15 protein-coding genes are annotated in these 11989 nt (G+C 35.7%); 14 read left to right on the top strand and 1 reads right to left on the bottom strand.

Features of this window, described 5'->3' with window-relative positions:
- The first annotated feature begins 17 nt into the window (after positions 1 to 17).
- Positions 18 to 623 (top strand): DUF4230 domain-containing protein, encoded by a 606-nt coding sequence (locus ACFSSB_RS07910; protein ID WP_379902912.1) that lies wholly within the window; start codon positions 18 to 20, stop codon positions 621 to 623.
- Between the two features lies 1 nt (position 624).
- On the opposite strand, the gene ACFSSB_RS07905 is transcribed toward ACFSSB_RS07910, so the two are convergent.
- On the bottom strand, positions 625 to 930 hold the full coding sequence (locus ACFSSB_RS07905) for a rhodanese-like domain-containing protein (RefSeq protein WP_379902908.1): 306 nt from the start codon (positions 928 to 930) through the stop codon (positions 625 to 627).
- Positions 931 to 1017: 87 nt separating this feature from the next.
- Between ACFSSB_RS07905 and ACFSSB_RS07900 the strand changes: the two genes are divergently transcribed.
- The 13 genes from ACFSSB_RS07900 (at position 1018) to pcaF (ending at position 11962) form a co-directional block, all read left to right on the top strand.
- Positions 1018 to 1587, top strand: coding sequence for a TetR/AcrR family transcriptional regulator (locus tag ACFSSB_RS07900; RefSeq protein WP_379902904.1), 570 nt, complete (start codon positions 1018 to 1020; stop codon positions 1585 to 1587).
- 68 nt (positions 1588 to 1655) lie between these two features.
- Positions 1656 to 2729 (top strand): 2Fe-2S iron-sulfur cluster-binding protein, encoded by a 1074-nt coding sequence (locus tag ACFSSB_RS07895; protein WP_379902901.1) that lies wholly within the window; start codon positions 1656 to 1658, stop codon positions 2727 to 2729.
- A 97-nt stretch (positions 2730 to 2826) separates the two neighbouring features.
- On the top strand, positions 2827 to 3783 hold the full coding sequence (paaA, locus tag ACFSSB_RS07890) for a 1,2-phenylacetyl-CoA epoxidase subunit PaaA (RefSeq protein WP_379902898.1): 957 nt from the start codon (positions 2827 to 2829) through the stop codon (positions 3781 to 3783).
- A 282-nt stretch (positions 3784 to 4065) separates the two neighbouring features.
- Positions 4066 to 4356 (top strand): 1,2-phenylacetyl-CoA epoxidase subunit PaaB, encoded by a 291-nt coding sequence (paaB, locus tag ACFSSB_RS07885; RefSeq protein WP_114308576.1) that lies wholly within the window; start codon positions 4066 to 4068, stop codon positions 4354 to 4356.
- A gap of 108 nt (positions 4357 to 4464) precedes the next feature.
- On the top strand, positions 4465 to 5217 hold the full coding sequence (paaC, locus tag ACFSSB_RS07880; protein WP_379902893.1) for a 1,2-phenylacetyl-CoA epoxidase subunit PaaC: 753 nt from the start codon (positions 4465 to 4467) through the stop codon (positions 5215 to 5217).
- A 264-nt stretch (positions 5218 to 5481) separates the two neighbouring features.
- Positions 5482 to 5979 (top strand): 1,2-phenylacetyl-CoA epoxidase subunit PaaD, encoded by a 498-nt coding sequence (gene paaD, locus ACFSSB_RS07875; RefSeq protein WP_379902890.1) that lies wholly within the window; start codon positions 5482 to 5484, stop codon positions 5977 to 5979.
- Between the two features lie 273 nt (positions 5980 to 6252).
- Positions 6253 to 7035: an enoyl-CoA hydratase-related protein gene (locus ACFSSB_RS07870; protein ID WP_379902888.1), complete on the top strand. Its 783-nt coding sequence runs from the start codon at positions 6253 to 6255 to the stop codon at positions 7033 to 7035.
- 88 nt (positions 7036 to 7123) lie between these two features.
- Positions 7124 to 7483 (top strand): four helix bundle protein, encoded by a 360-nt coding sequence (locus ACFSSB_RS07865; protein WP_379902885.1) that lies wholly within the window; start codon positions 7124 to 7126, stop codon positions 7481 to 7483.
- A gap of 75 nt (positions 7484 to 7558) precedes the next feature.
- The gene (locus tag ACFSSB_RS07860) at positions 7559 to 8782 is read left to right on the top strand and encodes a 3-hydroxyacyl-CoA dehydrogenase NAD-binding domain-containing protein (RefSeq protein ID WP_379902882.1); all 1224 of its coding nucleotides are present in this window, start codon (positions 7559 to 7561) and stop codon (positions 8780 to 8782) included.
- 33 nt (positions 8783 to 8815) lie between these two features.
- Complete coding sequence (locus tag ACFSSB_RS07855) at positions 8816 to 9196, top strand: four helix bundle protein (RefSeq protein WP_379902880.1); 381 nt, start codon at positions 8816 to 8818, stop codon at positions 9194 to 9196.
- Positions 9197 to 9216: 20 nt separating this feature from the next.
- Complete coding sequence (locus ACFSSB_RS07850) at positions 9217 to 9627, top strand: PaaI family thioesterase (protein WP_379902877.1); 411 nt, start codon at positions 9217 to 9219, stop codon at positions 9625 to 9627.
- Positions 9628 to 9646: 19 nt separating this feature from the next.
- On the top strand, positions 9647 to 10507 hold the full coding sequence (gene ypfJ, locus ACFSSB_RS07845) for a KPN_02809 family neutral zinc metallopeptidase (protein WP_379902875.1): 861 nt from the start codon (positions 9647 to 9649) through the stop codon (positions 10505 to 10507).
- 246 nt (positions 10508 to 10753) lie between these two features.
- Entirely contained in the window at positions 10754 to 11962 is a 1209-nt protein-coding gene (gene pcaF, locus ACFSSB_RS07840) for a 3-oxoadipyl-CoA thiolase (RefSeq protein ID WP_379902873.1), read from the top strand.
- The last annotated feature ends 27 nt before the right edge of the window (positions 11963 to 11989 follow it).

Genomic DNA, 11989 nt, shown 5'->3' with positions numbered 1-11989 from the left:
ATGTGTATTTTTGAAATATGCGAAAAATTATTCTTGGTATTCTTATAGCACTTGCAGTGTTAATCACCTTTAAATATTACAACAACCAAAAAGAAGACAAAATAGTACTTCAAGAAAGTTCTTTATTAATTCAAGAACAAATAAAAAACGTTGGAAAGCTTGTAGTAACCGAAGGTCATTTTAGTGAGGTGTTTAATTATAATAACTCAAAAGAAATTTTCGGACAATACTTTACTTCCGATAAAAAAGCACTGGTAGTTGTAAATGCATATGTTACTATTGCTTATGATTTAAGTAAAATGGAATTTCAAGTAGATCAGCAAAATAAAACACTTACCCTAAAATATATTCCAGAAGCAGAAATAAAAATACATCCAGATCTAGAGTATTATGACGTGCAAGCAGATTATTTTAATCCTTTTCAAGCAAAAGATTATAATGATATAAAAAGCACCATTAAAATGTCGCTAATGAAAAAACTAGAAGCTTCAGGTCTTAGAGAAAATGCAGAAAATAGATTAATAAGTGAGCTGTCTAAGTTTTATATCTTGACCAATTCTTTAGGTTGGACCTTAAAATACAACGAAACACCTGTAAATAATCCAGAGCAATTTAAGTTTTAAACTATAGTTTTTTGCTTAAACTAAGCCATCCTCCACCATTTATAGCTTCAATACCTTGTGCTTTTAAAATGCTTGCAGCACTACCAGAACGCATACCACTAGCACAACAAGTTATTACTGGTTTGTTTAGTTTTTTAATCTCTTTTATTTTACTGTTTATAATTTGTAACGGAATGTTTTTTGAACCAGGAATAGCACCTTGACTATATTCTCCTGTTGTTCTTACATCAATTATAACAGCATTTCTAGATTGAAAATCTTTGATTTTATCGTTTTTATTTCCAAATAAAGTGTCTAATAAGCCCATAATTTATTTTTTTACAAATTACTAGCTATTATTTCAAAAGATAAGTAACAATAGTTACAACATAATTTTTTTATCTTTCCTACCTATATGAAGCCAGAAACAAGAAAAGACGAAATTATTAAAACAGCTGCTAAGCTTTTTAAAGAAAAAGGATATAGTGCTGTTACTATGCGTGATTTAGCCACAGCAATGGGTATGAAAGCAGCAAGCTTGTATAATCACATAAGTTCTAAACAAGAAATTTTAAAAGAAATTATTATTTCTCTAGCCGAAGAATTTACCCAAAGTATGGAGGTTATCAATAGTTCTAATGCTAGTAGTTTAGATAAATTAAGTCAAATTATTGCGCTTCATGTAAAAATTACAACTAATAATACTTCCGGAATGGCATCTTTAAACAACGATTGGATGCATCTTGAAGATCAATTAGCTTATTATTTAAAATTAAGAAATAACTACGAAACTATTTTTTTAAATATTATTGAAGAAGGTATCTCTGCTTCCGAAATAAAGAACCTCAATCCTGAAACCATTATGTTTTCTATGCTTTCCACTTTAAGGTCCTTATACCTATGGATTCCAAAAAAAGAAGCACTCAACGCAAACGATTTAGCAAATAGCCTTAGTAATATCCTAATTCAAGGAATTAACAAATAATTTGCAATTTATTTCTTAACTTTGTCCAACAGACTAACAAGTGTTAGTTTCATGTTTTAAACATTCGTATGGCAGAGTTCTATAAACTAAAGATTAAAGAAATATACAAGGAAACCAAAGACACTTCGGTGATTACTTTTGATGTTCCTCAAGCATTACATGAGACTTTTAAGTTTCGTCAAGGGCAACATTTAACCTTAAAGGCAGACATTAATGGAGAAGATGTTCGTCGTTCGTACTCGCTTTGTACAAGCCCTTATGAACAAGAATGGAAAGTCGCAGTAAAGGAGATTCCTGGTGGTAAATTTTCTACCTATATTAATGAAACCTTATCTGCAGGAGATGAACTAGAAGTGATGTCGCCAAGCGGAACTTTTGGTGTAGAATGCAATCCTAACAAAGCAAAAAACTATCTCTTTTTTGCAGCAGGAAGTGGTATTACACCTGTTTTATCCATGTTAAAAGCGCATTTACAAGCCGAACCGAATGCAACTTGTAAGTTGTTTTATGTCAATAAAACCGCAAAATCCATTATCTTTAAGGAAGAGCTAGAACAATTAAGAAATACTTATTTCGGAAGATTAGAAATCTATTATTTCTTAACCAAAGAGCGTAGAGATATCGAGTTGTTTAACGGAAGATTTGATGACGAAAAAATGCAAGTCCTCACAAAAACCTTTATCGATATTCCAGATACTAGTGAAGTGTTTTTATGTGGACCAGAAAAGATGGTCAACTATGTTAGTCAGTACCTTATAAATGCAGGATTGCCAAAAGAATTGGTGCATTTTGAGCTCTTTGTAACTGGGCTTTCAGAAGAAGACATTAAAAGAGCTGAGCGCTTATCGCAGCAAAATGTAGAAGGAACAGAAGTTGTCATTGTAGATGGTGGAAAAGAATTCGCTTTTACCATGACCAAAGAATATGATAATATCCTCGACGCAGCCTTAGGTGCAGGAGCAGACTTACCATTTGCCTGTAAAGGCGGTGTGTGCAGTACCTGTAAATGTGAAGTCAAAGAAGGTAGCGTTGAAATGAAAATAAATTACGCGCTAGATGATAAAGAAGTATCACAAAACCTAGTGCTCAGCTGTCAGGCTGTACCAACATCAGATAAAGTTATCGTTGATTTTGATGTATAATAAATTCCTTAGAAAAAAGGAATTTCAACAATTTGTCATTCCTGTGTAAGCAGGAATCCACTAATCACTAAATACGATTCACTAACAACTATATATTATGAGTGAAGAACAAATAAAAAATTTAGAAGCCCAATTCGAAGCACGTATTGCTAGAGACGAGAAGATCGAACCTAAAGATTGGATGCCAGAAAAATATCGAAAAACGCATATCAGGCAAATGTCGCAACACGCACATTCCGAAATTGTAGGTATGCTTCCAGAGGGTAATTGGATTACAAGAGCACCTTCCTTACGTCGTAAAGTAGCCTTATTGGCAAAAGTACAAGACGAAGCTGGTCATGGCTTATATCTGTATTCTGCATGCGAAACCTTAGGGGTTTCTCGTGAAGAACTTTATGAGCAATTACACTCTGGTAAAGCAAAATATTCTTCTATATTTAACTACCCAACCATTACTTGGGCAGATATGGGAGCTATAGGTTGGTTAGTAGATGGTGCTGCAATTATCAATCAAGTGCCATTGTGTAATACCTCTTACGGACCTTACGCTAGAGCCATGGTACGTGTGTGTAAAGAAGAAAGCTTTCACCAACGTCAAGGCTATGAAATCATGATAAAATTGGCAAACGGAACACCAGAACAAAAGGAAATGGCGCAAGACGCTTTAAACCGTTGGTGGTGGCCAAGTCTTATGATGCTAGGCCCAACAGATGCCGAGTCTATTCATACCGAACAATCCATGAAATGGAAATTAAAACGTAAGTCTAATGACGATTTACGTCAGCAATTTATAGATCAAACCGTGCCACAAGCCGAGTTAATCGGTCTTACCATTCCAGATCCAGATTTAAAATGGAACGAAGAAAAAGGCGTTTACGATTTTGGTGAAATCAATTGGGATGAGTTTTGGCAAGTAGTAAAAGGGCACGGACCAATGAATAAAGAACGTATGAAAGCAAGAGTTGATGCTTGGGAAGAAGGGCAATGGGTACGTGATGCCGCTATGGCTTATGCCGAAAAGAAAAGAATTCGTACCGAGAAAAAAGCGGTTTAAAAAGTAAAATAGAAAGCTGAGTTTGATTTAAAAAAATCAGTTAGCAAATAATCAACACGTTGAAATGCAGAATAAAAAAATGAAATCGTTAAGAATTTTTGAAACCTTGGAAAAAATTTAGATTTCATTTTGAGGTTTTAAAACGGTGAAACAAGTTTTAAAAATTCTTCATTTCAACTTGAATTTTTGGTTCGTTTTGTTTCAAGACAAAATGAATAAGAAAGAAAATAAAAAAGAATAAATATCATTAATAAGATACCTGTTTTACAGGCATTATAAATTATGTCAAACAAAAAAAACTGGCCACTTTGGGAAGTCTTCGTAAGAAGTAAAAACGGATTAGAACACAGACACTGCGGAAGTTTACACGCTGCAGATGAAGAAATGGCACTAGAAAACGCACGCGATGTTTACACAAGACGTAGCGAAGGCGTTAGTATTTGGGTGGTAGAATCAAAACACATCACAGCATCCAATCCAGAACATAACGGCGAACTGTTTGAGCCCGCTCAAGACAAAGTTTATCGTCATCCAACTTTTTACGATTTACCAGATGAGGTAAAACATATGTGATGCTTGCGTCATTCCGAACTTGTTTCGGGATCTCATCAATTGAAAGTAAATCACAAATAGAATCTAAATGTCATGCTGAGCTTGTCGAAGTATCTCAATCATTAGAAAATGAATAACAATTTATACAAATACATCCTAGGCATTGCCGATAATTCTCTAATCCTAGGACAAAGATTAGGAGAACTAACAGGTCATGGACCAAGCCTAGAAACAGATATTGCTTGTACCAATATGTCATTAGATTTATTTGGTCAAGTACGAAGCTATTTTCAATACGCTGCAAAAATCGCAGGAGACCAGAGAACCGAAGATGATATCGCTATGCTTCGTAAAGAAAGAGAATACATCAATGTTTTATTGGTAGAACAACCCAATAGAAATTTTGCCTATACCATGGCACGTCAGTTTTTATTTGATGTATATCACTTGCTTTTTTTACAAGAATTACAGAAAAGTAAAGATTTAACATTGGCAGCAATAGCTAATAAATCTATAAAAGAAGTGAGTTATCACTTGCGTTTTTCTTCCGATTGGATAAAACGTTTGGGTGATGGTACCGAAGAAAGCAAAGCAAAAATGCAAGACGCTATAGATGGTTTATGGACCTATACAGACGAATTGTTTCATCAAACCGAAGCCGATAAAGTTATGGTTCAAGAAGGGATTGGTGTAGATGTTACGGAATTGAAGGAAGCTTATTATGAAAAAGTAAATGCTGTTTTAGAAGAAGCAACACTTGAAATTCCAGAATCTAAATGGTTTCAAAAAGGTGGGAAACAAGGGATTCATACCGAACATTTAGGATATTTGCTAGCAGAATTACAATACATGCAACGCGCTTATCCTAATATGGAATGGTAAAATTCCTGCGAAGGCAGGAATCTCATGAATGAGAAAACTAAATTTTTACAAAAAAAACAATTTGTCATCCTGAACTTGATTCAGGATCTCATCAAATATGGAGGTTTTAATACGAAAAGTAATGTCATGCTGAGCTTGTCGAAGCATCTCATTAATCAAAATTAAATGTCACTTCGAGTGATTCCGATTTTTTTATCGGAATGGTATCGAGAAGCAATAAAATAGAATGTCATTCAGAGCAAAGCGAAGAATCTAAAAATAATCATGACAACAGAACAAAACATAGACGATATCTTAATTCCAATCCTGGAAAAAGTTTCCGATCCCGAAATTCCAGTATTATCCATTATGGATATGGGTGTTGTTCGTAAAGCTGTTATAGAAAATGAGATGGTGAAGGTGCAAATCACACCCACTTATAGTGGTTGTCCAGCAATGGATGTTATTGGTGACGATATCAAAGCAGCATTAAAGCAAGCAGGATATGATTCCGAAATAGAATTAATTCTTGCGCCAGCTTGGACAACCGATTGGATTACACCAAGAGGTAGAAAAGCTTTAGAGGAATACGGTATTGCAGCACCTTTAGATGCCGAAGCGGATAAAAGTGTGCTGTTAGAAGGTAAACGTTTGGTGAAATGTCCACAATGCGGTTCCACCAATACAAGATTAGTAAGTCAGTTTGGTTCCACAGCATGCAAAGCACAATTTCAGTGCGACGATTGCCAGGAGCCTTTTGATTATTTTAAATGTTTAAAATAAAACTTGTTGTCATCTTGAACTTATCTCAGGGTTGTATTCAAGAAAAAATATTTGTCATTCCTGCGTAGGCAGGAATCTATAATAAGATGTCATTCAGAGCAAAGCGAAGAATCTCAGCTTATAAAACATAGCGTAAGTTCAAGAGAAGTTCTTTTTTAGAGTTTTGTATCGAGAACATATCAAAGCATTGTCATTCCTGCGAAAGCAGGAATCTTATAAATATAAATTAAATGTCACCTTGAGCGCAGTCGAAAGGTCTCAATATAAAGAAATATGAACAAAAGTATTCAGCTTAAAATTGAAAACAAAGTAGCAACCATAACGCTAAACCGACCAGAAGTATTCAATAGTTTCAATCGTGAAATGGCATTTTTACTGCACGACACTTTAGATGCATGTGAGAAAAATGAAGAAGTGAGAGCAATCGTTCTTACAGGAAACGGAAAAGCATTTTGCGCTGGTCAAGATTTAAAAGAAGTTACAGATCCAGAATTAAACCCTGGATTCAAAAAAATACTAGAAGAACACTACAATCCAATAATCACTAGAATTAGAAATATTAAAAAACCTGTTATTGGTGCTATCAACGGAGTAGCAGCAGGAGCAGGAGCAAATATAGCCTTGGCTTGTGATGTAGTTGTAGCGCATGAAAAAGTAAGTTTTATTCAAGCTTTTAGTCTCATAGGTTTGGTTCCAGATAGCGCTGGAACGTTCTTTTTACCAAGATTAATCGGATTTCAAAAAGCATTAGCATTAGCCATGTTAGGGGATAAGATTGGTGCAGAAGAAGCTGAAAAAATGGGCATGATTTACAAATGTGTTCCTACGGAAGAATTTGAGGAAACTATTAGTAAGTTAGCTTTAAAACTAGCAAACATGCCAACCAAAGCATTGGGTATGATTAAAGAATTATTCAATAAATCGATGACCAACGATTTAGAATCTCAATTAGCCTTAGAGTCTAAATTACAAATAGAAGCAGCACAAAGCAATGATTATGCAGAAGGTGTTGCAGCCTTTATTGAAAAACGTAAACCAAACTTTAACGGAAATTAATTAACGATTGCTGATTGCAGATTTTAGAAGTAGGAGTGAGAACTTCAAAAATCAAATATTGTTAATCAACAATCTCAAATAATGTAACATGAAACCGAATCAATTAGAAGAACGATTAATTCAGTTTGCCATTGATGTGATTTTACTTTGTAAGAAAATAGATAAATCGTTTGCATCAGAACATTTGGCAAAACAACTGATTCGATCCGCAACCTCTTCTGCTTTAAATTATGGAGAAGCAAGAAGTGGAGAGTCTACAAGAGATTTTCTGCATAAGATGAAAATATGTTTAAAAGAATTAAGAGAATCATATATCAATTTAAAAATTCAGAAGGGAGCTAGTCTTATTTCGGATTTAACTGCATTAGAAAAGTTATTAAAAGAAAATGATGAGTTAATTTCCATATTTGTAGTTAGTATAAAAACAGCTTCCAATAAACTTAAATGATTATCGATTGTCGATGGAAGATTAACGAATTAAGAAGTTCAAGAATCCACAATCCACAATCTCCAATATAAAAGTATGAGTGAAAATCAAAAATCAAAAATCGTTAATCCACAATCTCTAATCCAATTTGTAGGAATTATAGGCTCAGGAACCATGGGAAGTGGCATTGCACAAGTTGCTGCAACTTCGGGTTCTAAAGTGAAATTATACGATACCAATCAAGCAGCTTTAGATAAAGCAAAAAGCGGTTTAGAGAAAATATTAAATCGTTTAATCGAAAAAGGACGCATAGATGCTACTGAAAAAGATAGAATTCAATCTAACATTTCATACGTCAGCAACCTAAAAGATTTAGCAGATTCTAATTTGACTATCGAAGCTATTATTGAAAATCTAGAGATTAAAAAGAAAGTATTTTCAGAATTAGAAAGCTATGTGGCTGACGATTGTATTATCGCTTCAAATACCTCTAGTTTATCCATCGCTTCCATTGCAGCATCGCTAAAAAAAACAGAACGATGTGTCGGAATTCACTTTTTCAATCCAGCACCTTTAATGAAATTGGTTGAGGTTATTCCTGCCATTCAAACTTCCAAAGAAGTATTAGAAAAGTCGATACAAACCATCAAGGATTGGAAAAAAGTAGTTGCAGTCGCTAAAGACACACCTGGTTTTATTGTTAACCGCGTCGCAAGACCTTTTTACGGCGAAGCTTTACGCATTTATGAAGAAGGATTGGCAGATTTTGCAACGATAGACTATAGTTTAAAAAGTTTAGGTGGTTTCCGAATGGGACCATTTGAATTGATGGATTTTATTGGAAACGATGTCAATTACACCGTAACAGAAACCGTCTTTACCGCTTTTTATTTCGACCCAAGATACAAACCAAGCTTTACGCAGAAACGATTAAGTGAAGCTGGTTATTTAGGACGAAAATCAGGAAAAGGGTTTTACGATTATGATGAAAATGGAAAGAAAGTAATAAATACTGATGTCTCGTCGAGCGCAGTCGAGACGTCTCTATCTGAAACCATCCTTAACCGCATCCTCGTCATGCTCATCAACGAAGCAGCAGATGCCTTATTTTTAAACATCGCATCCGCAGAAGATATAGACAACGCCATGACCAAAGGCGTTAATTATCCAAAAGGGTTATTAGCTTGGGCAGACGAAAAAGGTATCGATTGGTGTGTGTCAACATTAGATGTATTATATAACGAATATCATGAAGATAGATATAGATGTTCACCATTGTTACGCAAAATGAATAAAGAAAATAAAACGTTTTATAATTGAAGAGGTATTAGAAAACAGGAATTAGGCATTAGTATGAAAAGTGATTATCATTTTAAATTTGAAGATTTATTAGTGTATCAAAAGGCTATGGACTTTGGCGAAGTGGTTGATGACCAAGTTAAGTCCTTTCCTAGTCACGAACTATATGCTTTGTCATCGCAATTCAGAAGAGCTGCTGATTCTATTGCCTTAAATCTCGCTGAAGGTTACCCAGGTTCTGATGCGCAATTTGTAAAGCATATTAATCATGCAATTCATAGCGCTAATGAATGTGTAAGTTGTAGTACAAAAGCGAAAAGGAGAAAGTATATTAGCTTTGAAGAGAATGAAAATAACCGTAAATTAATTTCCGAATTAACAAAAATGATGTCCTCATTACGGAAGAAAATTTTAGAACGAAATACGAAAAACTAATCCCTAATACCAAAAACCTAATGCCTTTATCTAGTGATAAAATCCCACATAAAATGTTAAGTCAAGACGCCTACAGCACCTGGCTAGGAATAGAAATTCTAGAATGCGAAATCGGATGTTGTAAAGTCGGAATGACCATTAGAAAGGAAATGCTAAACAGTATGGGTAAAGCTCATGGAGGCATCAGTTATTCTTTGGCAGATACCGCTTTCGGATTTGCTGCAAACACACATGGTAAATATGCCGTTTCTATTGAAACAAGCATTAATCATATTGAAGCTTTAAACGAAGGCGATTATATTGTTGCTGAATCGGTAATTGAAAGCGTTAAAAACAGATTAGGTTTTAATATTGTTGAAGTCAAACGCGGAGAGGAATTAGTCGCACTTTTTAAAGGTGTGGTGTACAGAACACAAAAAGATTGGGAATAAAATAGTAAAACAATACATTATGAAATGGAAAGGTAGACGTCAAAGTGGTAATCTAGAAGACCAACGTGGTATGAGCAGCAAAGGAAAAGTTGTTGCTGGAGGTGGTGTTATTGCCGTAGTTGTAATTCTTTTACAATTATTCGGTGGTGAAACAGGGCAACAAATAGCGCCAATTATTGAGCAGGTTGCCAATAGTCAGACCACACAACAAGTACAAGAACGAGAATTGACTAACGAAGAAGTTGAAATGGGCGAATTTATGGGGACCGTTTTAGCCGATACTGAAGATGTTTGGAATGCCATTTTTACAGAGTATAACCTAGGAGATTATAAAGAACCTAAAATGGTGTTGTTTACAAATGCGGTGAATACGGCCTGTGGAAGCGCAACTTCAGCTTCTGGACCATTTTACTGTCCAGGAGACCAAAAATTATATATGGATTTAGCCTTTTTCGATGAGTTAAAAACAAGATTCGGAGCTCAAGGTGGCGATTTTGCAATTGCTTACGTTACGGCGCATGAAGTCGGACATCATATTCAAACCATTTTAGGCACTTCTAATAAAGTGAGACAATTACAAAGTCAGACCAACCAAACAGGAGCCAATAAATTATCGGTAGCTCAAGAATTACAAGCCGATTTTTATGCAGGTGTTTGGGCACACCACAATAAAGAATATTTACAGGAAGGCGATATAGAAGAAGCGTTAAGTGCTGCCAATGCTGTAGGAGACGACGCCATTCAAAAACGAATGAGCGGAAGCGTCAATTCAGACAGTTTCACACACGGAACATCAGAGCAGCGTATGGAGTGGTTTATGAAGGGCTACAACACAGGCGATATTAGAAATGGAGATACATTTTCGGCCTTATTAAACTAAAAATTTCTGCGAAGGCAGAAATCGCTTAGCAAATAGGAAATGAGTTTGGAGTAAGAAACAAGATAGCAAACAAGTGCGTTAGGGATAGTAACGGCATCCTTTTTTACATCAGTTTGAGTGAAATTGCTTTTTGGCAATTTTGTATCGAGAACAAGTAAAAAAGATATAGTGGATAGCCCGACCTTTAGGTAACGCCAGAATAAATAATTAGGAATAAATAAGATACCTGTTTTGCAGGCATTAATTATGAAAGAAGCATACATAATAGACGGCATAAGAACAGCAATAGGAAATTACAAAGGCACATTATCTGCGGTTCGTACAGACGATTTAGGAGCATTAGTAATTCAAGAAATTGTAAAACGAAATCCAGACATCCCAAAGGAAGCTTACGACGATGTTATTATGGGCTGCGCCAACCAAGCAGGAGAAGACAATCGTAATGTAGCGCGTATGTCATCGTTATTAGCAGGATTGCCATTTAGCGTTCCTGGAGAAACCGTAAACCGATTATGTAGTTCTGGACTATCTGCAATCATTCACGCCAACAGAGCCATAAAAGCAGGAGATGGCGATGTGTTTATTTCTGGAGGAGTGGAAAACATGACCCGCGGACCCTACGTAATGGCAAAACCATCATCGGCTTTTGGAGGCGATTCTAAGATGTACGATTCTACTTTTGGATGGCGTTTTATCAATCCGAAAATGCAGAAATTATATGGTACTGATGGTATGGGAATGACTGCCGAAAACCTAGTAGAAAAATATAATATCTCTCGCGAAGACCAAGATAAGTTTGCACTTTGGAGTCAGCAAAAGGCAAGCAAAGCACAAGAAAACGGACGTTTAGCAAAAGAAATAGTAACTGTAGAAATTCCGCAACGTAAAAAAGATCCTATTTTATTTTCAAAAGATGAGTTCATAAAACCAACGTCTTCTTTAGAAGTTTTAGGAAAACTAAGAGCAGCCTTTAAAAAAGAAGGCGGAAGCGTAACCGCTGGAAATTCTTCTGGATTAAACGATGGCGCAGCAGCAACCATTATTGCAAGTGAAGATGCAGTAAAAAAATACAATTTAAAACCATTGGCAAGAATCGTGAGTTCTGCTGTGGTTGGTGTAGAGCCAAGAATTATGGGAATTGGTCCTGTGCAAGCGTCTAACAAAGCGCTAGAAAAAGCAGGTTTAACCATGGAAGATATCGATATCATTGAGCTTAACGAAGCCTTTGCAGCACAAGCTTTGGCGTGCATTCGTGCTTGGGGATTAGCAGATAACGACCCAAGAATTAATCCAAACGGTGGCGCTATTGCTATTGGTCATCCGCTTGGTGTTACAGGTGCAAGAGTTGCCTATTCTGCGGCTTTAGAGTTGCAGGAACAAAACAAGCGTTACGCATTAATTACCATGTGTATAGGAGTTGGTCAAGGTTATGCATGCGTTATTGAAAGAGTCTAATTCCTGCGCAGGCAGGAATCTCTTAAC

Source organism: Lacinutrix gracilariae, from assembly GCF_042684485.1.
Classification (GTDB): Bacteria; Bacteroidota; Bacteroidia; order Flavobacteriales; family Flavobacteriaceae; genus Oceanihabitans; species Oceanihabitans gracilariae.
The sequence above is the reverse complement of the archived record's forward strand: the minus strand, read 5'-3'. Positions and strand labels throughout refer to the sequence as shown.